Raw genomic sequence first — 24,912 nt, 5'->3', positions numbered from 1 at the left:
CTGCTCCCGCCGGGGTGCGCCCACTGCCGCCGGAGGCACGACGACCCGGACCCCTCGGCGGGCCACTCCGGGGTGTGACCGAGATACGCGCTAAAGGGGCAACGAGATGATCTTGGATCCTTGATCTGCTCGGATTTACGTGCGGCGGCGTGCAGCGGGGTCGCGTTCGGCGACGTGCCGGGCGACCGAGTCGACGCCGGGACGGGCGTACCGCTCCAGGGAGCGGACGGATGCGTGGCGGGAGCGGGCCAGCAGCATCGGGGTAGAGGTGCCGTTCTCCGCGTCGTGTGTCAGGGCGCTGTGGCGGAGCCGGTGAAGCGTCCAGCCGTCCAGGTCCTCGATGTCGTCGGGTGAGGCGAGGGGGTTGGCCAGGAGCCGGGTGTTCTCCTCGAAGATCTCCTCAGCGCGGCGGTAGGAGAGCCAGGTTCGGCCGGTCTCCGGGCACACGTCGAGCGTCGGTGTTCCGGCCGGGGCCTTGCGGTCGGTGAGGAACAGCGGGCCGCGGGTACGCCGGGCGATAAGCCGGGGCAGCAGCTGGGCGGTGCCGGACTGCCAGTGAATCCACTCCGTCGCCCCGCCCTTGGCGGTGATCTTCCCGCGCTTGTCCTGCGGGTAGAGGTCTTCCACGTTCAGGCACAGCACCTCGTCGGCGCGGGCGGCGGACTCGTAGAGCATCTTCCAGAACGTCTTCTCCCGCAGGGCGACGTCCAGGCGCCACAGGGCGGCGATCTGGTTCTCGGCCAGGGCCTTGGTGCGGTCCGGCGGTGCCGGCCGCCGCTCGATGCCGATCGTCGGGTCCCCGGCGATCCAGCCCTGGCGCTGCCACCAGCCGATCGCCTTGCGGGCGATGGACAGCTCCCGGTTGACGGTATCGGCGTCTATCTCGTCCGCCCGCGCCGCCGCCAGCTCCGCCAGGACCTCCGGCAGCGCCGGGTCGTCGATCGCGGCGACGGGGAAGACGGGCGGCTTCGCGCCCCGGCGGGCCGGACCGGTCGGCGCCGGTTCCCCGGCGAGCATCCACCCCCACGTCGTCAGCGAGATCCGGTAGATCCGCGCGGAGGACTTCGCGATGCCCGCGCCAGTGAGATACCGCTCGACCGCCGCGGTGTACGACGAGGGCGGGGCGGACAACGGCACGACCCGGGCGCGCGGCAGGCGGAGCGCGCCCCCGCTCCCGGGTTCGGTCACCGGTTCGATCGCCACGCCCGCCCTGCCCTTCCGACACTGCCGCAGTAAATGCGTACACCTCACCCCGGCGGCCGGAATGCCCCGCCGCAGGTCGCGATGATCACGGTAGGGGCTCCGCCGCAGTAAATTCGGCATTTACTGCGGCAGCATCCTGACGGACCGCCGACGCGCGGAAATCCGGAGAGCCGACCTCGAAACGGAGCGACTGCTACCCCTATCTGCTGCACCTTCGGCCCTCGCGTCGACCGCGTGCCTGAGCATTACGCAGTGCACACGCGCCACTTGCCGTAGCTATACGGACGCGGGCCGGGCCGTGCGGCGCGGGCGTGCCGCCAGGTAGTTCTTCGCTTCTTGAGACGCCTTGGCATACGAGCCGGAGTCGAAGGGCGGCTGAGGGTCGTACTCGATAGCGAGCTGGAACGCCTCGGCGGCTACCCGTCCCGCGATGAGTTCAGCAAGGCGCAGCGCCATGTCGATGCCCGAGGAAACCCCGGCGGCGGTGACAATGCCGCCGGGCTGCTCCACAACGCGACGCTCCGTGTAGGTGGCGCCGTACGACTCCAGAGTGTCGATGGCCCCCCAGTGAGTGGTGGCCTCCAGCCCGTCGAGCAGGCCGGCCGCGCCGAGCAGCAAGGAACCGGTGCACACCGACGTGGTCCACGTGGTGGCGGCGTGGATACGACGGATCCAGTCGAGCAGCGACTCATCGGCGAGGCTGCGGCGTGCGCCCGGACCGCCGGGCACCACCAGGACGTCGGCTTCCACGACGTTCTGGAAGGAGGCCGTGGCGTGGAGGAGGAGATGGCCCTCGCCGTCCGTGCAAGGGCCTGGAGCGTTGGCGGCGAAGACTACGTCGGATTCCGGCAGCATGCGAAGGATCTCGTACGGGCCGACAACGTCGAGCGCGGTGAATCCGTCGAAGAGCGGGATGACGATACGCATAAGCGTGCCTTTCGGAGGTGACCGCCGTCGTCAGACAGTGTCGGTGTGCGCGGAGAAATGCTTGCGGTACTCGCCGGGGGTGACCTGAAGCGTCCGCTTGAAACTGCGGTGCAGGGTCTCGACGGTTCCGAAGCCGCAGGCGTGCGCCACCGAATCCAGGGTGGCGGAGGTGGTCTCAAGGAGCCGTCTGGCGGCCTCGATGCGGGCACTCTCGACGTACGCGGCAGGGGTGCTGCCCGTCTCCGCACGGAAGACACGGGTGAAGTTCCGTTCACTCATCGCGGCACGTGCCGCAAGGGCGGGTACGCCAAGGTCGCAGTCGGGATGGTCGGCGATCCAGGCGAGGACGTCGCGCAACGGCGCCCGACCTGGGCGCTGGGCGGCGAGCTGGGCGCTGAATTGCGCCTGCCCCCCGGGACGTTGGACGAACATCACCATCTGGCGGGCGATGGCGCGGGAAATCTCGGGTCCGTAGTCGTCTTCGGTCATGGCGAGCGCGAGATCCATGCCCGCAGTGATACCGGCCGAGGTCCATACCTCACCGTCGCGGACGAAGATCGGGGCGGAGTCAACCGTGACCTGCGGATACCGCTCGGCCAGCTGGTCGCAGCGAGACCAGTGAGTGACCGCGCGCCGCCCGTCAAGGAGCCCAGCGGCGCCCAGCAGGAAGGCGCCGCTGCACACTGAGGCAGTACGGCGCGCACGGTGGGCGGTCCGGGCGAACCAGTCGACAAAGCGTCCGTCCTCGCAAGCCCGGTGGACACCCCCGCCACCCACGGCGATGAGCGTGTCCACCGGCCCAGCAGCTTCATCGATCGTCAAGGTCGGAGAGACCGCGAGACCGCCGCTGGAGAGCACCGGACCGGGCGCAGCAGCCACAGTTTCGAGGACGACGCCTCCGGTGAGACGTCCCGCCTGTGTGAACACCTCATGAGGTCCGGTCAGGTCGAGGATCTGAAAATCCGGAAAGACGGCGAAGACGATGCGTCGGATGCTCACCCATCCATCGTGGCCACAACCCCCAATTGGCGGCAAGGACACGGATATGACGATTCCCGCCACTGCCTGGCGGCCAGGCGGGGATGTGCTTTCCCCGTGGCTCGGTCAGCTTTCACCACTCACGAACGGGACCAGGCCGGCGACGGCGCGGCCCCGCTCGGCATCAAGCGGCCTGACCAAGGCCGGTAGCGGTCAGGTCCTGCTCGCGCAGCGGAGCGAAGTCGACATCGAGCTTCGGGTCGTAGTCGTCGGGCTGGATGCCGAGTTCGTGGGTGGAGTACTCGCCGAACCGGTTGATGTGTTCGGTCAGGTACGGCGAGATGTGCGCCAGGTCTTCAGGGTCGATCTCCCATCCCTCCTCCAGCAGTTGCCGCACGATCTCCGCGATGTCCAGGGTGTTGTGGAAGATCACCGCGTTCGTGAGCAGCGCGTTGAACTTCATTGTCTTCTCCTGCTCGATGGGGTCGTTGTCGGCGATGACGCCACGGTTGCCGAAGCAGATCCATTGGGAGAACCGGTTGAACGACTCCACCTTGTTGGTCGCCGCGGTCACCCGCCGGCGCAGCGGCGCGTCGGAGAGGTAGCGCAGGAGCTGGACGGTGCGGATCACGCGGCCGACCTCGCGGAAGGCGGCGTAGGTGGCGTTCTTCCTCGACCCGGAGCGCAGGCGTTTGAGCAGTGTGGAGGAGGAGATGGTGCCCTCGCGTACGGAGACGGCCACGCGCATCAGGTGGCGGAACTGGGACTCGATCAGGTCGAAGTCGATGACGTTCTTGCCCGGCTCGCCGAACAGGGCGTCGATGTGCACGTACCCCGTCTGCTTGGAGGGCCGGTAGAAGGTCAGTTCCTTCCAGTTCTTGATCCTGGGCATCAAGTCGAAGCCCAGCAGGTGGGCGAGCGCAAAGACAGGGAAGCTCTGGCCTTGGGTATCCGCGTGCACGGTGGTCGGCTGCACCTCGCTGGTGTTCTTCAGCAGGCCCTCGATGATGTAGACGGCCTCCCACACCCCGCACGGGATGAAGTGCGTGAACAGCGCGATGTAGGTGTCCGAGACGTGGTGGTAGGCGATGCCGCCCGGCTTGCCGTACCTCACACTCGTCTCGGAGAGCAGGTTGTCGAGATAGGTGTCCATGTGGGTGCCGTCCGCCGCGACGGCGGTCCCGTCGCCCCACGCCTGCGAGATGTCCAGGCGGGCGTGCGCGTTCACCAGGTCGGCGATCGCCTCGTTCAGCAGCACGATCGAGAAGTGCTTGTTGGCGACGTACGACAGCTCGTGCCCGCTCACGCCGGGGATGTGCCGGGCGGCCTCGTACGGACCCATGTTGGTGCCCTTGACGAACGTGACGCTCACGTAGCGGCCCAAGGGGTCGGTGAGCTTGGGCTCGTTGCCGGACGGCGGGCCGAAACGGCGCCACCACTCCACCCAGTACGCGGTCCGGGCCACGATCCCCATCAGGGAACGCTCCGGTATCCTCGACTTGATCTCCTGCTCCAGCCGCTTCGCCGAGGGCCGCTTGCCGTCAGCCCGGAACGCCTTCAGCGACGGGACGCCCGTCTCCGGATCGATCACCAGGCCCTCGTTCTCCGGGTACCCGGCGTCCGCCGCCGCGGCGGCACCTCGCAGCTTGTCCTCCAGCTGCCGACGGAAGAACTTTGCGTCGAACTCGGCACTCTCGCCCGCCTCGGCGAGGCCGACCTCCACCAGGTAGGACCCCAGCGTCTCCTGGACGACCTCCCAGGCCAGCAGCTGCTCGGACCAGTCGGCGTACTCCTCCGAGCCGACCACCGCGACGTCGCCGGTGCGCAGTTCCTCGGCCAGTGCGGTGAAGACCATCGCCTCGAAGTGCTTGCGGACGAACTGCCCGGTCCGGTTCTTGTCGAGGACGGCCTTGCGCCAGTTCTGGGTGGCGAAGGAGATGTCGACCTCCTTGCCCTCCTCGTTGAAGGCGGTGATGTACTCGCTGCGGGCCGCCTGGTGCCGCTGGGCGTGCGCGAGGGCGTCCAGTACCCGGCTGTCCTCGCTGGTCGCGGTGAACTTCAGCTTGTCGTTGTCGGCCAGGTCGAACATCACCGCCCGGTCCCGGCCGATCTGCCCGTACAGCAGCACTTCCCAGAAGTTGCCGTGATGGGCAGAGACCTTCTCGATCTGCTCGTACTGCTTCGCGAATCCACCGAAGCCGTCCACCGCGCGGGTGACCGCGCCGAACCCGCCGGCCTGCACCACCTGAGCCTTCACCAGAGCGAGGACTGCCGGCGAAACCCTGCCCTCCAGCCGCGTCGCGACCTCGTCAACCGACGCCTCCTCGTCCAGACCATCCAGGGCCTGGCGGACCTCGGCGGTCATGGCCGCGGCCTTCGTTAGCGCCTCCTGGGCCGGACCGCCCTCGTCGATGTGCTTGAGCACGGTGCGGTAGTTCCCGATCAGGGACTCGACGATCTCCCGCTCGGCGAGCCGGATCTCCTCCAGCTCCGCCTTGGCCTTCTTGATCTTCGTCGCCACGCGCTTGCAGAACATCGTCGCGAGGTCGTCCCGCACCCGCATCCGAGCCTTGTGCGTCAGAGCGGCGACCAGCGCGATGCGTTTGACGGGGACGAAGTCCCGCAGCTCCGAGGCATCCGCCGCGTCCGCCTCTCCGGCGAAGTCGGTGACCTTCCCCGCGGCGACTCCGTCCATCCACACGTCGGTGTCACCGAGGTCGTCCAGCCATTCCAGACGCTTGGTCAAGTTCTTGAAGTGCGACCAGGTCGGGCCCTTGGCGGGCTTCTTCAGCCGGTTGAACAGTGTTGTCCCGTCGCTGTCGCGCTCCTCCAGCAGCCGCATGAGCCCCGCCCGCTGAGCGGCGCTCATGCGATCGTGGATGCCCGTACGGATCGAGGCGTTCACCTCCGTGCGGATTTTCGAGGCCATCTTGTCGAAGGTGGAGAACCCCGGCAGCTCCAGTCCGGCCTCCACGACCTTCTCCAGCGCGATGTTGATGAGGTCCGCCGGCCGATTCTTCGCCGCGGCCTCCTTGCGGATCGACTGCTCGACGATCTGCCGGGCCTTGGCCTGGTCGTACGTCACACCGGCCTGCTTGCGGACCAGGCCCCGGTGGTGCTTGGCGGTCCGCTCCGCCCGGTACACCGGCAGCGTGCCCTCCGGCAGCTCCACCGCTCGCCGGACGAAGTCCACCACCATCTCCGGGACGTCCTCCAGCGCCGGGAAACATCCCATACGCCGGTACGACTTCAGCATCAGCAGCAGAGCCAGCAGATGCTCATCACAGTCCGTGGCATCGGCCGCCCACTCCAGCTCATCGCGGCTCGGGGAGAAGAACAGATGCAGCTCATGCGCGGTGATCAGCCGCTTGAACCGCGGATACGCGGTCCGTTCAATCGATGTCACAACCCACCCCAGGCCCCAGACGACGCTCAACATCACCACCAACGACACTGAGCCGAATGGGTGACGGCCGACGGCACTCAGGGCTTCAAGATCATCCCGTTGCCCCTTTGGCGCGTATCTCGGTCACACCCCACTCCCGGCTCATCGGCATCTCACGAATCCGGCATCCGGGGGAGGAACCGGCATGCAGACTCTCGCGTCCTTCGACGGCGGCCCGGGACCGTGGATCCTGCTCGCCCCGCTCGCCCCGCTCGCCCCGCTCGTCCGGGCGGCCGACGTGATCGCCGGCGTGACCTCGCTGCGCCGCACCGGCCGGCCCGGCCCGCGCGCCCCGTGGCGCACGGGGGACGGCTCCCGGCCCACCGGGGATTCGCCCCTCGACCTACTCGGCCGCCGCTTCGCCTCCGGCGGGATCGACGAGGACGAGTACGGGCGCCGGCTGTCCGTCCTGGACGAGCGGTTCGGCCGTACGGGCAAACCGGGTGCGGCGTGAGAACACCACCCGGTGGGCGCCGCGCCACCCGGACGGCGGCGCCGTGAAGCCGTACGGCGGTGGCGGCCCCGTCCACCGCACGGTCTGCCCGCACGTGCGGCGGGCCCGGCGTCACCGGCCGGCCGGTCCGGCGGAGGGGCGGATCACCGCCCGGTCAGCCGGCGACGACCGACCGGGCGGGAGCGGGTTGGGACCGGCCGAGGCCGACCTGCTCGACCTCGGGGAACGGGTGGGCGGGCGTCTCCTCGACCGCGCGCCGCGGCGGGCGCGCGGCGGTGAGCGGCGCGGACACGGCCACGGCCGTGGGGAGGGTGAACCAGACGACCTTGCCGGAGTCCCCCTCCGGCCGGGCCCCCCAGCTCTCGCTCATCGCGGCCACCATCGCCAGCCCGCGCCCGCAGGTCGCCAGCGGGTCGGCGTCGTCCACCACGGGCAGACGCGGGTCGTGGTCGCGCACCGAGACCGTGAGCCGGTCCAGCAGCAGCTCCAGCTCCACGGTGCACGTCTTGTCGGGGCGGGCATGCAGGTGGACGTTGGTCAACAGCTCCGTCACGCCGAGCGCCGCCCGGTCGATCAGGGAATCCAGATGCCAGTAGCGCAACTGCGCGGATACGATTCTGCGGACCTGGCCGATCCGCGACGGCAGGGCTTGGAGCTCCACCGTGCAGTGCCTGCTTGGATGACTGATCACGGCTGCGACTCCCCGACGTGAGGTCCGGAAGAACACGGAGTACGGATGCAGCGGGGCGGCTGCGGCACAGCCCGCCCGCTGCCATGATCCGGCGGGCTGGTTCGCAGCGTTATCGCCGGTAAACCCAGAGTGACGTGGGACCAGCGTGACGCAAGGGGTACGGCACCGCAACTCACGGACATCTCAATCGCCGTGCCCCGCCGCCTTGCGCACGGCCTCGATGAAGCGGCGTGCCGCGGGCGGCCCCGGCTCGCCCGGCGCGGGGTCGCTCTCGCCGAGGGTCAGCACGTACCGCTTGCCGTCCAGCTCCGCGAGCGCCCGGCCCCCGCCGGCGAACCAGGGCCTGAAGGCGCGCACCGCCTGCACCGGAGCACTGTCGATCACGCCGCCGTAACTGGTGAGCAACTCCAGCCTGCCGTCGCTGATCCGGACCTGCCCGGCCCGGGTGAGCGACCGCAGCCGCTGGTCTATCCGCACCCCCGTGGCCGTGAACTCCGGCTGCGCCATGCCGCCGCCCCCCTCGCACGCGTCGGTGTGCCGGACCGGGCTTTCGCGGGCCGGTCCCGGCTCGTGTCGTTACCCAGTGTGCCCCCGTCCGGGGCCCCGGCCCGGCCCCGCCCGGTGCAGTCTGCCCGCGCCGGGTGGGGAACACCAGTGCATGCGGCACCTCTTCGCCGGGATGTGGGAGCACACACGCGCCCGCATGCGCCCCCATGAGCCCCCGCGGGTCGGTCCAGGGGTGTCTTTGGGCGGCTCAAAGGTGTGTTTATGCAGGTGAGAAGGGTGTTGAAGGCGCCTATGCTGTGGTGTGCCGACCGCGCGACGCGCCGTCGGAGCGCAGCGTGAGGAGCCCCGCCGTGAGCACCACCGATCAGTCCCGTGCCGCCGAGACCCCGGACGTCGACCGCAGCGACGCCGCCTACCGCGCGTGGCTGAAGGAAGCCGTCCGCAAGGTCCAGGCCGACGCCAACCGTTCGGCCGACACCCACCTGCTCCGCTTCCCGCTGCCCGAACGCTGGGGCATCGACCTGTACCTGAAGGACGAGTCGACCCACCCGACCGGCAGCCTCAAACACCGCCTCGCCCGTTCGCTCTTCCTCTACGGCCTGTGCAACGGCTGGATCCGGCCGGACCGCCCGGTGATCGAGGCGTCCAGCGGCTCGACCGCCGTCTCCGAGGCGTACTTCGCGAAGCTGATCGGCGTGCCCTTCATCGCCGTCATGCCGCACACGACGAGCGCCGAGAAGATCCGCCTCATCGAATTCCACGGCGGACGGTGCCACTTCGTCGACGACCCGCGGAAGATGTACGAGGAGTCCGCCCGGCTCGCGGCCGACACCGGCGGTCACTACATGGACCAGTTCACCTATGCCGAACGGGCAACCGACTGGCGCGGCAACAACAACATCGCCGAGTCGATCTTCCGCCAGCTGAGGCTGGAGCGGTTCCCCGAACCGGCGTGGATCGTCGCCACGGCCGGCACCGGCGGCACCTCCGCGACCCTGGCGCGCTACGTCCACTACATGCAGTACGACACCCGCGTCTGCGTCGCCGACCCGGAGAACTCCTGCTTCTTCGACGGCTGGACCACCGGCGATCCCGACGTCACCTGCGACTGCGGCTCCCGCATCGAGGGCATCGGCCGGCCGCGCATGGAGCCGAGCTTCGTGCCCGGCGCGATCGACCGGATGATGAAGGTGCCCGACGCGGCGAGCGTCGCCGCCGTACGGGCCCTGGAACGGGCCATCGGCCGCAAGGCGGGCGGTTCGACCGGCACCGGTCTGTGGAGCGCCCTGAAGATCGCCGCCGAGATGGCGGCCGAGGGCCGCCGGGGCAGTGTGGTGACACTGCTGTGCGACCCGGGGGACCGGTACCTCGACAAGTACTACTCGGACGCCTGGCTGGCAGAACAGGGCCTGGACATCCGGCCGTACGCGGCGGCGATCGAGTCACTGCTGGAGACCGGCGCCTGGCCCCGCTGAACGCCCCCGGCGCCCGCCGTCGCCCCTCCGCGAGGGCCGGGCGAGCCGTAGCCCGCGCTCCGGGGAGCGCGGGGCGCGCCGGTCCTCAGCCGCGCTCCCGCCCCTCGTCCCCGGCGTCCCCGGCGCTCTCGTGGATCTCGCCCGGCTCACCGGCGACCACCAGCCGCAGATGCTCCGAGATCTCCGCGCGCGCCCCGGCCGGCAGCCCGGCGTCGGTCACCAGGGTGTCGACCTGCTCCAGCTTCGCGAAGGAACTCAGGCCCACCACACCCCACTTGGTATGGTCGGCGACCACCACGACCCGCCGCGCCGACCGCACCAGGCGGCGGTTGGTCTCGGCCTCCGCCAGGTTCGGCGTCGACAGGCCCGCCTCCACCGATATCCCGTGCACCCCGAGGAACAGCACGTCGAAGTGGAGCGCCGCGATCGCCTGGTCGGCCACCGGCCCCACCAGCGAGTCGGACGGTGTGCGCACCCCGCCGGTCAGCACCACCGTGGCCGCGCCCTGCCGCGTGCCGGAGCTGCGCTGCGCCGCGTGGAAGACGTCGGCCACCCGCACCGAGTTGGTGACCACCGTCAGGTCCGGCACGTCGAGCAACCGGTGCGCCAGCGCGTACGTCGTCGTCCCGCCCGACAGCGCGATCGCCGCACCCGGCGCGACCAGCTCGGCCGCGGCCCGCGCGATGTCCTCCTTGGCGGTCTGCTCCAGACCCGACTTGGCCTCGAACCCCGGTTCGTGCGTGCTCGCCTCGGCCACCGGCACCGCGCCGCCGTGCACCTTCTCCAGCACGCCCTGCCGGGCCAGCGCGTCGAGATCGCGGCGGACCGTCATGTCCGACACGCCGAGCCGCCGGGTCAGTTCGTTGACCCGGACGCCGCCCCGGCGGCGGACCTCCTCGAGGATCAGGGCGCGCCGCTGCTCCGCGAGGAGGTTCTGATTCTCGCTCACGTACGCTTCCGGTCCTTTCACCTCAAGTCGCTCAAACCCACCCGACACGCCCGGCGAACCCGCCCCCACGAGGACATTCTCCCGTCCCGGCGTGTGGCGTCCCATCCTCGCACGCCCCATCGCACCCCGCGGCACCACTTGTTCGGCGCGTACATGTCATTCAGGTCTCGGTCGTGCGTCGCTCGTGCCACGGATCGGGGAAATTCCGTGACGGGGGGTGTACACCGCCCGCGCGGCGGAGATCCTGTGCCCGCACGGACACGGCCGACGGCACGTCACGGGGGAAGCGCGATCAGTGGAACGAGCACGGGAACAGGCCCCGGCGGACGGGCGGCACGGCCCCGTCCCGCGGCCCGGAACGACCGGAGCGGCACTGGAGCTCCTGGTCCACGGAGTCGGCGGCACGACCCCCGGGGAGATGCTGGACGATCCGCGGACCGTGCGGATCACCGGTGACGACGTCGCCGCCGTCTTCCGGCGGGCCGAGGACGCCGACGCCGAGTCGCGGCCGGAGGACCACAGGGGCCGGCCGGTGCCCGAGGCCTACGTCTGGTGCAACCTCACCTCCGGCAACGGCACCCGCGCGCTGTGGCTGCTGCTCCTGCCGTTCATGGTGGTCAACCTCGCCCACTGGATGCGGCCCGCCGCGTCCGGCCGGATCCGCACGGTCCGCCTGTACGGCCTGCTGGTACGGCTCACCGGCCTGACCTTGACGGTGCTGCTGGTCGCGGCGGCCTGCGAGGTCGCCCTGGACCTGGTGGCCTGGCAGTGCGCGGGCACCCGCGGGTGCGCCGAACGGCACTCCTGGCTCGGCTTCCTGTCGCCCGCGGTCTCCGGCGGCTGGTGGAGCCCGCCCGGCCGCCGCCTCGCCCTCGCGGCCGTGGTGCCCGCCGCCCTCACCGGCCTGCTGTGGTTCCTGTCACTGCGCACCTGGAGCGCGTACGAGTCCCAGCGGCCACCGGCCGACAGCGGTGAGTCCGGCCCGGACGCCGCCCCCACCGCGCTCGGCCGGCCCGGCTTCTGGTACGGCCGCCGGTTGGTCGCCCGGCTGCGCGCCGCGCACACCGCCGCGGCCCTCGTGACGGTCGCCGCCGGCGTCACGGTACCGGCCGCGCGTTTCGACCACGCGCCCGGCGGGCCCGCGCCGCTCGACACCCTGGGACGGCTCCTGGCAGCGGCCCTCGCCGCCTGCGCCGTCGCCGTGGTGGGGGCGGTCTGCCGCCGGGGCCGCAGCGAGCGGCGCCCGGACCACGGCCTCGACGTGCGTCTCGTGCGGTGGCTGCCGCTCACCGCGCTCGCCCTGCTGGTCCTCGCCCTGCTGTACGCCGGGTGGGACCGTCCGGGCTGGACGTCGGCCGGCCGGCTGCCCGGGGACGCGGCCTTCGGCGGCATCACCCTGGTGCAGGGCCTGCTCGTCGTCGCCCTCGGAGCCGCCGCCCACCTCCTGCACCGCACCCGCCCCGACCGCCGCGCCGCCATGTACGGCCTCGGCGGCCCCGCCGTGGCCATGCTGGCCTGCGCGCTGGGCGGGGTGATGTCCGGGGGCGTCGCCCAGCGGGTGTCGGACTGGCTCGACGGCACCGGCGCCTTCCTCGACGGGCCGCCGGTCCTGCTCACCTGGCAGGCGTCCGTGATCCCGCCCCTGCTCGCGGTGGTGCTGGTGCTGTCCGCCTGGCTCGCCCACCGCGCCTGGCGGCTGGCCCGCGCCGAACGCGCCGCCGTGGCACGCGACTACCCCGGCGAACCCGGCGACACCGAGCGCACCCGCCGCATCGCCCGCGCCCGCGCCCTGGCCGCCCTCACCGACCGGGGCCCCCGCGTCGTCGCCGTCGTCTCCGCCGCGACGCTGCTGCTGGGCACCGGCGCGCTGGCGGGTGCCCTGATCACCGGCCGGACCCCCGCCGGTGCCGCCGACGGCACACCCGCGTTCGTCCACGGTGCCGCCGAGACCGCCCAGGCCCTGGGCTCCTGGCTGATAGGGCTCGGCTTCGTCCTGCTGGTCACCTGCGGCCGGCGTGCCTACAAGGACGCCTCCACCCGGCGCACCATCGGCATCCTGTGGGACGTCGGCACCTTCTGGCCGCGCGCCGCCCACCCCTTCGCGCCGCCCTGCTACGCCGAGCGCGCGGTGCCCGACCTGACCTGGCGCATGGCGACCTGGACGCGGGCGACCGGCGGGCGGCTGGTCATCTCCGGGCACTCGCAGGGCAGCGTGCTGGCGGCGGCCGCCGCCTGGCAGCTGGCGACCGCCGAGCGCAAGCGGGTCGCCCTGCTGACGTACGGCTCCCCGCTGGAGCGCCTGTACGGCCGCTGGTTCCCCGCTCACTTCGGCCCGGACGCGCTCGGCTCCCTGCACCAGGACGTCGACTGCTGGCGCAACCTGTACCGGCTCACCGACCCCATCGGCGGCCCGGTCGGGCTGCCCGGCGACCGCGGCCCCGCGGTCGACCGGGAACCCCTGAAGGACCCCCTGGCGTACGGCCGCACCGAACGCCACCCGCTGCCCGCGCCCATCCTCGGCCACTCCGACTACCGGGCGGACCCTGCGTTCGCCGAGGAACGGCAGCGGCTGCTGGCCCGGCTGCACCCGGACGTGCCGGCCCCGCGCCGCGCCGGGCAGGGGTCCGCGCCGGGCGCGGACGGCGGTCCTCAGGGCTGCTCGGGCAGGTCCTCGGCATAGAGGAGGGTCAGGTCGTCCGTGCTGGGGTCGTCCAGCTGGGCGACCCGGCTCGCGTGCCGTTCCACCATCGCCTCGAAGGTCTGCCGGGCGGTGCGGCCGTTACCGAACGCGGGCCCCTTGGGGATCGCCGCGAAGTACCGCAGCAGCGCCTCGTCCGCGCCGGGCGCCAGCCGGTACTCGTGCTCCTCGGCCTGCTGCTGCACGATCCGCAGCAGCTCCTCGGGGCCGTAGTCGCCGAAGGTGATGGTCCGTGAGAAGCGGGAGGCCACCCCCGGGTTGACCGACAGGAACCGTTCCATCTCCGCCGTGTAGCCCGCGACGATCACCACGACCGCGTCGCGGTGGTCCTCCATCAGCTTCACCAGCGTGTCGATGGCCTCCTTGCCGAAGTCCCGGCCCGCGTCCTCGGGCGAGAGCGCATAGGCCTCGTCGATGAACAGCACCCCGCCCCGCGCCCGTTCGAACGCCTCCTGGGTGCGGATCGCCGTGGAACCGATGTGCTCGCCCACCAGGTCGACCCGGGACACCTCGACGAGGTGCCCCTTCTCCAGGACGCCGAGCGAGGCGAGGATCTCGCCGTACAGCCGGGCGACCGTCGTCTTGCCGGTGCCGGGGGAGCCCGTGAAGACCAGGTGGCGCTTGACCGATGCCGCCTTCAGGCCCGCCCGCTGCCGGCGCCGGCCCACCTCGATCATGTCGGTCAGGGCCCGCACCTCGCGCTTGACGCTCTCCAGACCCACCAGCGCGTCCAGTTCACCGAGCACGTCCTTCGACGTCCGCGCCGGCTTCCCGGGCGGTGCCGGGGCGATCGGCGGATCCTGCCCGGCCGTGCGCTGCCCTGGGACCGGCCCCAGCAGACCGGGCGATGCGGCGGAGGGCCGGTCCGTCGTCTGCGCGGCCGTCTCGTGGACCGCGTGCCGCCCGAGGCCACCGCTCTCGTCACTGGTGCAGTCCTCGACGAGGGGACCGGCGTCCGAGCCGGCGTCGGGGCCGCCGTCCGCGAACTCGTACCCGCCGCGCGCGCACCGCTCCGTGCGGCACCGCCGCAGCGTCGTACGGCACCCGTCGATCACGTGGAAGCCGTAGCCGCCGCTGCCGGTCACCCGGCAGTTCAGGAAGCTGCCGCGCCCGCCCGCCGACACGTAGAACCCGGCTTCGGAGGGGGAGTCGACCGAGCAGCGCTCGACGGTGGGGTCGGCGCCCTTGGTGACGATCACGCCGGTCTGGGTGCCGTCCAGGGTGCAGTTGCCGAGTGTGCCGCCGCTGCCGTGGTCGCGGAACCAGGCCCCCGTCGCCGCGTCCCGGATCCGGCAGTCGTCGAGCTGCGCGGTGGCGCCGTCGCTCACCGACACGGCCGTGTTGCGGACCTGGGACAGGTCGCTGTCGACGACGTCCACGCGCGAGCCGCGGTCCAGGACGAACAGTGCGTCCGGCACGTCGTGCACCCGGCAGGAGTCCAGCACCGCCGTGGCGCCGTCGCTGACCCACACCGCCGGATAGTCGCCGGTGCTGTCGAAGATCTCGCACTGGTTGGCGTCCACGCGCGTGCCCGGGTCCCACACCGACAGGCCGTTGCGCCCGAACTGCCGCACGCTGGTGCGGGTCAGCGTCAGCACCGAGCGGGAGCGCAGGTCCACCGCGTTCTCGGGGATGTCGTGGATGCGGCAGTCGGCGAGCGTGAGGACGGCGTCGGTGTCGAGTGTGATGCCGTCGGCGGTGGTGCGGTGCACGTCGCATTCGGCCAGGTGCGCGGTGGCCCGGCCGGTGACCTGTACGCCGCTGCCCCGCACCTCGTAGATCTCGCAGCCCACGGCCTCCAGCGCGGAGGCCTCGCCCGTCACCGTCAGGCCCGAGCCCGCGGCGTGGTGGACGCGGCACCGCTCCAGCCGGGGGCGCGCGCCGGTGCGCACCGCGACGCCCGCCTGGCCGGCGGCGACGACCTCGCACTCCTCGAACACCCCGCCCCCGCCGTCGAGGACGGCGATGCCGACGCCGGCCGGGTTGTCGACCGTGCAGCGCCGCACCGTCGGACGGGCGCCGCCGCGCACCTCGATCCCGGCCGCGGACCGTGTGACGACCCGCACACCGACCAGTTCCGGTGTGCCCTCCTCCACCAGCACGGCCGGTACCGCCGCGTCCTGCCCCTCCACGTGCAGGTCCAGCACCACCGCCGAGGCGCGCACGGTCAGCGGCACCCCGTCCGCCGGCGCGATCCGCACCGACCCGTGGACCCCCTCGGGGGCGCGCAGGGTGACGGCCCGCTGGACGACGAGGTTCTCCCGGTAGGTCCCGGGAGCGACGGTGAGGACGTCACCGTCGGCCGCGGCCTCCAGGGCGGCGGCGAGCGATGCGTACTCACCCGTGCGGCGCCGCCACCGCGATGTGCCGGTGTGCGTCACCTGGACCGTGCCCTGTGCCATGGCGTTGCTGTGCCCCCACCTCGTCGTACTGATGGCTCGTTCACCGTCGGGGCACCGCGGCCCCTGTGGCTCTCTCACGCGCGGGTCGTTGCCGAAAGCGGTTCGGCCGGTCCACCGTAGCGTGCGCGGGGACGGTGGTCCGACCGGAGGCGGAAGGCCGTCAACTGCCGGTTCCGGTCCGGCCCCAGTCCGGGCCGACCCGGTTCCAGGCCTGGTCCAGGCGGGCGTACCGGCGGCGGACCATGCGCCAGACGATCAGCCGCCGGGCGGTCTCGACGCCCCCGGCCGCCACCAGCGCGGCACCGAACCCGGCGAGGACGGCGTGGGTGGTGGCGGCGGCGGGGTCCAGGGGGCGGGCCGCCGCCCGGCCCTGCCGGTCCGTCCACACGCGGAACCGGTCACCGGGCCGCGGGTCCCCCAGGGCCGTCATGACCACGCCGCGGCGCTCGGTGCCGTCCGGCGCGGTCCAGTCGGCCAGGACGCGGCTGCGCAGGCCGGCCGCCGCGCCGGTCTCCGGATCGATGTCGAGGCTCGTGCGGTCCAGTTCGCGGACGACCGTGGCGGTCACCGGCTGCCGGGAGGCGTGCTGCTCCCGGACGGCCTCCTGCAGGGCGCGTTGGGCGGCGCCGCCGACGAGCAGGCCGGTCACGGGGGCGGACAGGAGCATCAGCAGCAGGGCGGCGAGCGCCACCCAGGCCTCGACGAGGTCGGTCGTGCGGCACAGCGGATTGCGCCGCCAGCGCCACAGCCCGCTGATCGCCCGCACCGTCCGCACCCCCTTCCCGCTGCGTGGTACCCCTCGGCGGGGCCGTTCGCGAGCGGCACCCGCCACGAGGGAGCGACGTCACCTGCCGGGCCGGCGCCGTCCCGGAACGGGATCCGTCGCGAACTTCTTGCCGGAAACCTCGCGCAAGGCCAACGCGCGGGCTCCGGACGGGGTTCCCCGCCGACCGGTCCGGGAAGGCCGTGTCACCCGGCGACCTCAACCGACGACCTCGACGGGGTCGCCGACCCGGACCGTGCCGGGGCCGAGCGGCACCAGGTTCTGCCCGAACACCAGCTTGTCGCCGAGGCGCCGGTGCCGCCCGAGCGTGTGCAGGGGCTCCCGGCCGCGTCCGGCGGTGCCCTGGTCGGTGGTGGTCACCGCGCACCGCCCGCACGGTTTGGCGACGCGGAAGGCGACCTCCCCGACGGTGACGCGCCTCCAGCCGTCCTCGGCCCAGGCACTGGTGCCCGACACGACCAGGTTCGGCCGGAAGCGGTTCATGGGCAACGGTCCCTCGGCCGCGTGATCGCCCTGGGCCACCAGCTGGTTGAGGGCGTCGAGGGAGGCCGTCGTCGTGAGCAGCAGCGGGTAGCCGTCGGCGAAGGAGACGGTCTCACCGGGCCGCGCGTACCGCGGGTCGACGGGCCGACGCGTGGCGGGGTCGTCCATGTGCACGAGCCGTACCTCCATGCCGAGGTAGGCGCTGCACCAGGCGTGCGCGGCGGGGTCCCTTGCCGGGACGCCCTCGACCTTGTCGCGGAAGATCTCCACCACGACCGTGTCCCCCGGGTGCGGCACGGGCACCGGCACCGTCAGCGGCTCCATGCCGGGCGCCGACAGCCGGACGCCGCCGGGCAGGAGCTCGGCGGCGGCCAGGGCGAGACGCGGATGCCGGCGTTGCGTGACGACCTTTCCCCCGTCGTCGATCAGCACCCAGCGGCGGTCTCCGGCCAGCCCCCAGGGCTCCACGGCGGCCTCCCGGGGCGCCAGGCCCCGCAACGCTTTGACCGGATGGACGTGAATCGACTGCAGTCGCGCGTTCCCCATGGGGCCATCCTCCCAGGAGGCGCGGTGGCCCCGGGAGCGGATCAGTAGCCGCGGTACTGCTGGTTGTCGTACGGGTCCTGGTACGGCGCGGGTGCGGGGCGCGGGGCCGCGGGGCGCATCGCCTCGTACCCCACGGGGCCGGGCGCCACCGGACGCGGCGGCTGCGGCTGAGGGGCCGGGTAGCCGCGCGGCGCGGTCGCCTGCTGCGGGATGTAGGGAGCGGGCGCCTGCTGCAGCGGGGCGTGCTGCGGAGCCTGCGCCGGATAGCCGTGGACGGGCTGGGACGGGGCCGCCGGGAGGGCGGGCGCCGCCGAGGGGAGCGCGGGCAGCTGGCTGCCCGGCGCGTCGTACGCGGCCGGGACCCGGATCGGGGCGATCTGCGGGGTGCCCCGCTCGGCCACGAGCGAGTCGTAGATGGGGGTGTCCCGGAAGGAGGCGGAGTAGTAGCCGCCACCATAAGTGGAGCGGGGGGAGGTCATGGCACATAAGTTAAGCCCACGATGTGCTGGTTGGGGAGACCGATAAGAGGGTTGTTTTCCGTGTTCGCGGTGACCGGGGTCACCAATGTGAGCGAATTCCGCGAAAAGGGGCGTCGCGTCGAGTGATCTTTCGGTAATGGCCGGTTTTCGGGAAGGTTGCCGACGACCGCCCGCCGGGGTCCTCCCGCGCCCGGGGCGCGGCGCTCCGACCGGCTTTCCCCTCGACGGGTGCACCGTCCCGCCGGCCGTGCGCGCCCCCGCCCCGATCACCCGCGCCGACGCCCCCCGGCCGTCAGGCGCGGGGCCCGTCACCCGGTGCCCGAGCACGGCGTGAGCCCTCGGCGGGCCGCCGGCCGCGCCCACGGCCGAAACCTGGTCCGCGCCCCGGCCGGACCCCGGCCGGAAGCGGGGCCGGCCTCGGGCGGCCGCGCTCAGCCCTCGTCGGGCACGGCGTCCGGACGCGCGTACGTACGGCCCTTCCAGGCCGCGCCGCGCCCCCGGTGGTGCCGCACGGCGGAGTCGACCGTCATCAGCAGGTACAGCGACGCGGTGAACGGCAGCAGGGGAGCGAGCCAGGGCGGCTGCCCGTAGTGGCGCAGCATCGGCAGGTACGTTCCCGCCATCACCAGCCACGCCAGGCCGCCGAGCACCGCCGCCGCCGCGCTGCCGCCGACCGCGCCCGCCGCCACGGCCACCGGCGGCACCAGGTACACCAGCGCCAGCCCCGCGACCGTCCCGGCCAGCACGAGCGGGTTGTGCCGCAGCTGTGTGTACGCGCTGCGCGACACCATGCGCCACAGGTCGCGCAGCCGCGGATACGGGCGCACGCTGTCCACCCGGTCGGCCAGCCCCAGCCAGATGTGCCCCCCGCCGTCCTTCACCGCCCGCGCGAGCGCCACGTCGTCGATGACGGCGTGCCGGATGGCCTGCGGGATCCGCGCCCGTTCGGCGGCCTCGGCGCGCAGCAGCACGCAGCCGCCCGCCGCGGCGGCCGTCCGCGCGTTCCTCCGGCCGATCCGGCGGAACGGATACAGCTGGGCGAAGAAGTAGACGAAGGCCGGCACGACGAGCCGCTCCCACGGGCTGCGCGTCCGCAGCCGGGCCATCTGGGAGACGACGTCGAAACCACCGGTGCGGGCCGACGCCACCAGGTGCCGCAGGCTGTCCGGGGCGTGGGCGATGTCGGCGTCCGTCAGCAGCAGGTACTCGGGCCCGCGCGCGCGTGCCAGTCCGATGCCGTGCCGGACCGCCCAGAGCTTGCCGGTCCAGCCCGCGGGCGGCTCGCAGCCGGGCGAGTCCACGGTGAGCGGCAGTCCGCCGTGGCGCCGCGCCAGCGCGCGGGCCAGCTCCCCGGTGCCGTCGGAGCTGCCGTCGTCGATCAGGAAGACCTCCGCCCGCCCCGGATAGTCCTGCGCGAGCAGCGACGGCAGACTCGCCGGCAGGACCGCGGCCTCGTCGCGGGCCGGCACGATCACGCACACCGACGGCCACACGTCCGGTTCCCCGCGCGGCGGCAGCCCGACGTCCGTGCGCCAGAAGAAGCCCCGGCCGAGCAGCAGCCACAGCCAGGCGACGAGTGACACGGCGGCGATCCACACAACGGCGCTCACGTGCGCAGTCTGCCCCACGGGACCGGCCCGGCGACGGGCATCGTCTATCGTGGCCGGGTGAAGATCGCGCTCATGGACTCCGGAATCGGGCTGCTGGCGGCCACCGCCGCGGTGCGGCGCCTGCGCCCCGACGCCGATCTCGTGCTCTCCCTGGACCCCGACGGGATGCCCTGGGGCCCGCGGACCCCCGAGGACCTGACCGGGCGCGCTCTGGCCGTCGCCGAGGCCGCCGCGGCCCACCGCCCGGACGCCCTGATCATCGGCTGCAACACCGCCACCGTGCACGCGCTGCCGACCCTGCGCGCCCGGCTGGAGCCGCAGATCCCGGTCATCGGCACCGTCCCGGCGATCAAGCCCGCCGCGGCCGGCGGCGGCCCCGTGGCGATCTGGGCGACGCCCGCCACCACCGGCAGCCCCTACCAGCGCCGCCTCATCCGCGACTTCGCCGCCGGCGTCCCGGTCACCGAGGTGCCCTGCCCCGGGCTTGCCGACGCCGTCGAACGCGCGGACGAGGCGGCGATCGACGCCGCCGTCGCGGCGGCCGCCGCCCTGACCCCGCAGGAGGTGACGACCGTCGTCCTGGGCTGCACCCACTACGAACTGGTCGCCGAGCGCATCCGGGCCGCCGTGCGGCGCCCCGGCGCCCCGCCCCTCGTCCTGCACGGCTCCGCCGGAGCCGTCGCCGCCCAGGCGCTGCGCCGGATCGGGGCCCGGCCCGAGCCCGGCGCCCCGGCCGACGGCACCCTGACCGTGCTGCTCAGCGGACGGCGGGGCCCGCTGCCCGCCGCCGCCCTGGCCTACGAGGAAGGCCGGCTGCTGGAGGCCGCCACCCCCGCCCGGTAGCAGCCGCACGGACCGGACGCTCCCCGCGGCGGCCCGTGCCCGGCCGCTCCCGCGGCCGGGTACCCGCACGGCGAAACCTGAGTAACCTCGTATGCATGAGGGACCACCGCCACGGCGAGCACGCCCCGCCCCCCGACGTCTGGACCGGACGGGCCACGAACCGGGTCCAGTGGCTGCTGGCGCTCATCGGCGCGGCCTGCCTGGCCCTCGGGATCGCGCTGGCCGTCGACCCGGCGTGGGACTCCGGCATCGCCCCGCTCGTCATGGCCGTCGTCGGCTGCATCGCGGCCGGCCTGCTGGTCCTCTTCGGCACGCTGGCCTTCGTCCACGTCGCCCTCAGGGTCGACGAGGACTGCCTGGAAGTGCGCTGCGGGCACATCGGCGTGCCCCGGCGCCGCATCCCCCTCTCCCACGTGGCGGGCGCGGAGGTCGCGCCGCACGTCACCCCGCGCCACTGGGGCGGGTGGGGCTATCGCTGGCGTCCCGAGAAGGGCACCGCCGTCGTCGTCCGGCGCGGCGAGGGCATCGTCCTGCGCCTGTGGGACGGACACACCTTCACGGTCACCGTGGACGACGCGGAGGCGGCCGTCCGCGTCATCAAGGACCGGCTGAGCCCGAAGGCGCCCGGCCCGGCCCGCTGAGCCCGGACCGCGGCGCGCCCCTCGCGCGTGGGACCGCGCCGGTGCGCCGCCTCCCGAGCCGTCTGCTCACGACAGCGCAGATCAGCGCGCCGCCCCGTCCTCGGCGGCTCCGGACCGCGCCCGTCCGCCGCACAGCCGCCCGCCGTACACTCCCGGAGTGACCGTCACCGCAACCCCCGTCGGCGAGCCGGACCGGCTGCAGTCGCGGACCGCGCCCGCCCCGCGGCTCGCGCGTTACGTCCCGGCCGTCGCAGCCGCGCTCTGCGGCGTGCTGCTCTACGCCAGCTTCCCGCCCCGCACCCTGTGGTGGCTGGCCGTGCCCGCCTTCGCCGTCCTCGGATGGGTGCTGCGCGGACGCGGCTGGAAGGCGGGGTTCGGCCTCGGCTACCTGTTCGGGCTCGGTTTCCTGCTGCCGCTGCTGGTGTGGACCGGCGTGGAGGTCGGCCCCGGCCCCTGGCTCGCCCTGGTGGCGGTCGAGGCGGTCTTCGTCGCGCTGGCCGGCGCGGGCATCGCGGCGGTGTCGAAGCTGCCCGCCTGGCCGGTGTGGGCGGCGGCGCTGTGGACCGCGGGAGAGGCCGCCCGCGCGCGCGTGCCCTTCGAGGGCTTCCCCTGGGGCAAGATCGCCTTCGGCCAGGCGGACGGGGTGTTCCTGCCGCTGGCGGCGGTGGGCGGCACGCCGCTGCTCGGCTTCGCGGTCGTCCTGTGCGGCTTCGGCCTGTACGACGTCGTACGCCTGGCCCTGCGGGTGCGGCGCACCCGCGTCCTGCGGCGGGGCGCGGCGGCCGTGGCCCTGCTGAGCGTGGCCGTCCCGCCGGCGGGGGCGCTGGCCGCCCGCCCGCTGGTCGGCGACGAGGCCGAGGACGGCACCGTGACCGTCGCCGTGATCCAGGGCAACGTCCCCCGCGCGGGCCTCGACTTCAACGCCCAGCGGCGGGCCGTGCTCGACCACCACGCGCGTGAGACGCGGCGGCTGGCCGCCGAGGTCCGGGCGGGCCGGATCGCGCAGCCCGACTTCGTGCTGTGGCCGGAGAACTCCTCCGACATCGACCCGTTCGCCAACCCCGACGCGCGCGCCGTCATCGACGCGGCGGTCCGGGCGATCGGCGCGCCCACCTCGGTCGGCGGCGTCGTGGAGCGGGACGGCCGGCTCTACAACGAGCAGATCCTGTGGGACCCGGTCAAGGGGCCCGTCGACATCTACGACAAGCGGCAGATCCAGCCGTTCGGCGAGTACCTTCCGCTGCGCTCGCTCATCGGCGCGATCAACAGCGACTGGACGTCGATGGTCCGCCAGGACTTCAGCCGGGGCAGCGACCCCGGCGTGTTCACCATGGACGGTGCCCGGGTCGGTCTCGTCACCTGCTACGAGGCCGCCTTCGACTGGGCCGTGCGCTCCGAGGTCACCGAGGGGGCCCAGATGATCTCCGTGCCCAGCAACAACGCGACCTTCGACCGCAGTGAGATGACCTACCAGCAGCTGGCCATGTCCCGTATCCGCGCGGTCGAGCACAGCCGGACCGTCACCGTGCCGGTGACCAGCGGTGTCAGCGCGATCATCATGCCCGACGGGCGGATCACGCAGAGGACCGGCATGTTCGTCGCCGGCTCCCTGGTGCAGGAGGTGCCGCTGCGCTCCTCCACGACGCCCGCCACCCGGCTGGGCGTCCTCCCGGAGACCGTCCTCGTCCTGGTCGCCGCGGGCGGGCTCGGCCGGGCGATCGGGGCGGGCGTGCGCAGGCGGCGCGCCGGTGGCGTGTAGCCGTACGCCCGCCGCACGACCCTCGTGGATGCGCGAGGCGGCCGGCGCGGCCCCTTAGGGTCGGGCCCATGGCTACTCCCGATTTCATCCGCGAGCTCCGCGCCTCGGCCGGGCACCAGCTGCTGTGGCTCCCCGGAGTCACCGCCCTCGTCTTCGACGACCGGGGCAGAGTGCTGCTGAACCGCAGGTCCGACACCCGCCGCTGGTCGGTCGTCGGCGGCATCCCGGAGCCGGGTGAGCAGCCCGCCGCCTGCGCCGTGCGCGAGGTGTACGAGGAGACCGCGGTGCGGTGCGTCGCCGAGCGGGTCGTGCTCGTCCAGGCACTGACCCCGGTGACGTACGACAACGGCGACGTCTGCCAGTACATGGACATCACGTTCCGCTGCCGCGCCGTCGGCGGCGAGGCCCGGGTCAACGACGACGAGTCGCTCGACGTGGGCTGGTTCGCGGTGGACGCGCTGCCCGACCTCCACGAATTCTCCCTGTTCCGGATCAAACAGGCCATGTCGGACGGGCCTACGTGGTTCGACACCACCGAATCGGACTGAACTGTAGGGCGTGACCACATAGGGCAGAGTGCGAGGGCTTCCTGAGGTCGTGCCATGACCTCGCCCAGCGCCCTCCCGGGACTCCATGCCCCCACGCTCGGCCTCGGTGGCCGCACCGCACTCGTCACCGGCGCCGCCGGCGGCATCGGCCGCGCCTGCGCGCTGCGGCTGGCGGCCGCCGGGGCCGAGGTCAGGGCGGTCGACCGGGACGCCGCTGGACTGGAGGATCTCGCCGGGCGGGCCCGGGGCCCGGCGGGTGCCGTCGAACCGCGCGTCGTCGACCTGACCGACCTCGACGCCGCCGAACTCCCCGGCACCGACCCCGGCGGCGTCCCCGTCGACCGGCTCTTCTTCGAACTGGGCGCGACATCGCTGATCCTGGGCAAGGCGCATCTACGGCTACGGGCCGAGCTGGACGAGAGGCTGACCGTGGTCGACCTGTTCGCCCATCCGTCCGTGGCCGCTCCGGCCGCTTTCATCGGGCAGCGGACCGGATCACATGGCGGTGCCGCGCGGGCTGCCATACCGGGAGGAGCGGATGCCCTGCTGGACAGCGCGCAGGCGCGGCGCCCGCCGCCGTGAACTCGCCGCACGGTGAACGCCGGACGATCACGCACGACGGCATGGCCGCCATCCCGCAGGGGATCGGCACAGGGCTCTGATCCTGCGACACTGAAAAGCATGAATGAAAACGACAATCATATGGAACAGGGGTCGGCCGGAGGAGATCCGTACGCTCTCTCGGCCGAGTACATCGACATCATGATCGCGGAGCCCTGGGAGGGACTGGCGCCCCAGGTGATCTCGGTCCTCAGAGGACTGCGCGCCGCGGAGGGGGTGGTGGTCGACCTGGGAGCGGGATCGGGCAGGGGGGTGCGGGCCGTTCGGGAGGCACTCCCGGACGTCCCGGTGCTGGCTGTCGAGCCCTCTCCTGCCATGAGGGCCGTACTGCTGGCGCGGGTGCACGACGAGCCGTCACTGCGTACCGGTGTCACGGTGGTGCCTGCCGATGCGTCGAGCGCCGAGTTGCCCGACGGGATGCGGGCGATGCTCGCCCTGAACGTCCTCGGGCATCTGCCGCCGGATCAGCGCCGCGCCCTGTGGGGGAACGCCGTTCGTCGTCTCGCCCCTGGTGGGGCCCTGCTGCTCAACGTGACGCCTCCCCTCGCTCCGCAACCCGTGCCGCGTACACGGATGGCGCACCTGACTCTGGGGGATCTGACCTACGAGGGCTGGGCACAGGCCGAGCCGGCCGGTGACGATCAGGTGGTCTGGCGTATGGACTACCGCGTCACGCGGGGAGCTCGGGAGGTGTCCGGAGTGTCGGTCGACTACCGGTGGTGGGTGATCGGGGACGACGCGCTGGCCGAGGAGGTCGCCGCGGAGGGCTTGGTGGTCCGGCCGGTGGGAGGGGCGGAGTCGGGCCTGCGTGTTCTGACGCGCGTCGGCGAGTAGGCGTCGGCACAGCGGCCTGTGAGGTCGCGGCGTCG

21 protein-coding genes are annotated in these 24,912 nt (G+C 73.0%); 9 read left to right on the top strand and 12 right to left on the bottom strand.

All coding sequences use genetic code 11. The annotated features are described in order from the left end of the window. Window positions 1–135: 135 nt before the first annotated feature. From ACSU6Z_RS02540 to ACSU6Z_RS02525, 4 genes are all read right to left on the bottom strand, one after another. Entirely contained in the window at window positions 136–1,203 is a 1,068-nt protein-coding gene (locus ACSU6Z_RS02540) for a tyrosine-type recombinase/integrase (protein ID WP_437042430.1), read from the bottom strand. Window positions 1,204–1,479: 276 nt separating this feature from the next. Continuing rightward, window positions 1,480–2,130, bottom strand: a complete 651-nt coding sequence (locus tag ACSU6Z_RS02535) for a DJ-1/PfpI family protein (protein ID WP_437042429.1) — start codon at window positions 2,128–2,130, stop codon at window positions 1,480–1,482. Between the two features lie 30 nt (window positions 2,131–2,160). After that, window positions 2,161–3,129: a GlxA family transcriptional regulator gene (locus ACSU6Z_RS02530; protein WP_437042427.1), complete on the bottom strand. Its 969-nt coding sequence runs from the start codon at window positions 3,127–3,129 to the stop codon at window positions 2,161–2,163. A gap of 163 nt (window positions 3,130–3,292) precedes the next feature. Then, window positions 3,293–6,514 (bottom strand): Tn3 family transposase, encoded by a 3,222-nt coding sequence (locus ACSU6Z_RS02525; RefSeq protein ID WP_437042426.1) that lies wholly within the window; start codon window positions 6,512–6,514, stop codon window positions 3,293–3,295. Between the two features lie 184 nt (window positions 6,515–6,698). On the opposite strand from ACSU6Z_RS02525, the gene ACSU6Z_RS02520 reads away from it, so the two are divergent. After that, window positions 6,699–7,007, top strand: coding sequence for an SHOCT domain-containing protein (locus ACSU6Z_RS02520; protein WP_437042424.1), 309 nt, complete (start codon window positions 6,699–6,701; stop codon window positions 7,005–7,007). Window positions 7,008–7,161: 154 nt separating this feature from the next. Here the strand turns inward: ACSU6Z_RS02520 and ACSU6Z_RS02515 are convergent, their stop codons facing one another. Beyond that, window positions 7,162–7,698, bottom strand: a complete 537-nt coding sequence (locus ACSU6Z_RS02515; RefSeq protein WP_437042422.1) for an ATP-binding protein — start codon at window positions 7,696–7,698, stop codon at window positions 7,162–7,164. 183 nt (window positions 7,699–7,881) lie between these two features. Next, entirely contained in the window at window positions 7,882–8,205 is a 324-nt protein-coding gene (locus ACSU6Z_RS02510; RefSeq protein WP_437042420.1) for a hypothetical protein, read from the bottom strand. A 350-nt stretch (window positions 8,206–8,555) separates the two neighbouring features. Here ACSU6Z_RS02510 and ACSU6Z_RS02505 point away from each other — a divergent pair, with 350 nt between their 5' ends. After that, window positions 8,556–9,680, top strand: coding sequence for a PLP-dependent cysteine synthase family protein (locus tag ACSU6Z_RS02505; RefSeq protein WP_437042418.1), 1,125 nt, complete (start codon window positions 8,556–8,558; stop codon window positions 9,678–9,680). Between the two features lie 85 nt (window positions 9,681–9,765). Here the strand turns inward: ACSU6Z_RS02505 and ACSU6Z_RS02500 are convergent, their stop codons facing one another. Beyond that, window positions 9,766–10,629 carry a DeoR/GlpR family DNA-binding transcription regulator gene (locus ACSU6Z_RS02500; protein ID WP_437042416.1) on the bottom strand — a complete coding sequence of 288 codons (864 nt, stop codon included), beginning with the start codon at window positions 10,627–10,629 and terminating at the stop codon, window positions 9,766–9,768. 295 nt (window positions 10,630–10,924) lie between these two features. Between ACSU6Z_RS02500 and ACSU6Z_RS02495 the strand changes: the two genes are divergently transcribed. Continuing rightward, window positions 10,925–13,309: a hypothetical protein gene (locus ACSU6Z_RS02495; RefSeq protein ID WP_437042414.1), complete on the top strand. Its 2,385-nt coding sequence runs from the start codon at window positions 10,925–10,927 to the stop codon at window positions 13,307–13,309. Here ACSU6Z_RS02495 and ACSU6Z_RS02490 read toward each other — a convergent pair. From ACSU6Z_RS02490 to ACSU6Z_RS02470, 5 genes are all read right to left on the bottom strand, one after another. Next, on the bottom strand, window positions 13,279–15,729 hold the full coding sequence (locus ACSU6Z_RS02490) for a right-handed parallel beta-helix repeat-containing protein (protein WP_437042412.1): 2,451 nt from the start codon (window positions 15,727–15,729) through the stop codon (window positions 13,279–13,281). The two genes, ACSU6Z_RS02495 and ACSU6Z_RS02490, sit on opposite strands and share 31 nt — an antisense overlap. 160 nt (window positions 15,730–15,889) lie before the next feature. Next, on the bottom strand, window positions 15,890–16,495 hold the full coding sequence (locus tag ACSU6Z_RS02485) for an Rv1733c family protein (RefSeq protein ID WP_437042410.1): 606 nt from the start codon (window positions 16,493–16,495) through the stop codon (window positions 15,890–15,892). 216 nt (window positions 16,496–16,711) lie between these two features. Continuing rightward, window positions 16,712–17,542 (bottom strand): MOSC domain-containing protein, encoded by an 831-nt coding sequence (locus tag ACSU6Z_RS02480; RefSeq protein ID WP_437042408.1) that lies wholly within the window; start codon window positions 17,540–17,542, stop codon window positions 16,712–16,714. A gap of 41 nt (window positions 17,543–17,583) precedes the next feature. Beyond that, the gene (locus ACSU6Z_RS02475; protein WP_437042407.1) at window positions 17,584–18,021 is read right to left on the bottom strand and encodes a DUF6643 family protein; all 438 of its coding nucleotides are present in this window, start codon (window positions 18,019–18,021) and stop codon (window positions 17,584–17,586) included. A gap of 431 nt (window positions 18,022–18,452) precedes the next feature. Further along, entirely contained in the window at window positions 18,453–19,649 is a 1,197-nt protein-coding gene (locus ACSU6Z_RS02470) for a glycosyltransferase (RefSeq protein WP_437042404.1), read from the bottom strand. Window positions 19,650–19,688: 39 nt separating this feature from the next. Between ACSU6Z_RS02470 and ACSU6Z_RS02465 the strand changes: the two genes are divergently transcribed. From ACSU6Z_RS02465 to ACSU6Z_RS02440, 6 genes are all read left to right on the top strand, one after another. Further along, window positions 19,689–20,474: a glutamate racemase gene (locus tag ACSU6Z_RS02465; RefSeq protein ID WP_437042402.1), complete on the top strand. Its 786-nt coding sequence runs from the start codon at window positions 19,689–19,691 to the stop codon at window positions 20,472–20,474. A 95-nt stretch (window positions 20,475–20,569) separates the two neighbouring features. Beyond that, the gene (locus ACSU6Z_RS02460; RefSeq protein ID WP_437042400.1) at window positions 20,570–21,115 is read left to right on the top strand and encodes a hypothetical protein; all 546 of its coding nucleotides are present in this window, start codon (window positions 20,570–20,572) and stop codon (window positions 21,113–21,115) included. Between the two features lie 157 nt (window positions 21,116–21,272). Next, complete coding sequence (gene lnt, locus ACSU6Z_RS02455) at window positions 21,273–22,874, top strand: apolipoprotein N-acyltransferase (protein ID WP_437042398.1); 1,602 nt, start codon at window positions 21,273–21,275, stop codon at window positions 22,872–22,874. 68 nt (window positions 22,875–22,942) lie between these two features. Further along, window positions 22,943–23,422: an NUDIX hydrolase gene (locus tag ACSU6Z_RS02450; protein WP_437042395.1), complete on the top strand. Its 480-nt coding sequence runs from the start codon at window positions 22,943–22,945 to the stop codon at window positions 23,420–23,422. Between the two features lie 54 nt (window positions 23,423–23,476). Next, on the top strand, window positions 23,477–24,004 hold the full coding sequence (locus tag ACSU6Z_RS02445) for an SDR family NAD(P)-dependent oxidoreductase (protein WP_437042393.1): 528 nt from the start codon (window positions 23,477–23,479) through the stop codon (window positions 24,002–24,004). A 99-nt stretch (window positions 24,005–24,103) separates the two neighbouring features. Then, complete coding sequence (locus ACSU6Z_RS02440; RefSeq protein ID WP_437042390.1) at window positions 24,104–24,877, top strand: class I SAM-dependent methyltransferase; 774 nt, start codon at window positions 24,104–24,106, stop codon at window positions 24,875–24,877. Window positions 24,878–24,912: the final 35 nt, after the last annotated feature.

This window comes from Streptomyces sp. enrichment culture, assembly GCF_964273145.1.
Lineage (GTDB): Bacteria > Actinomycetota > Actinomycetes > Streptomycetales > Streptomycetaceae > Streptomyces.
The sequence above is the reverse complement of the archived record's forward strand: the minus strand, read 5'-3'. Positions and strand labels throughout refer to the sequence as shown.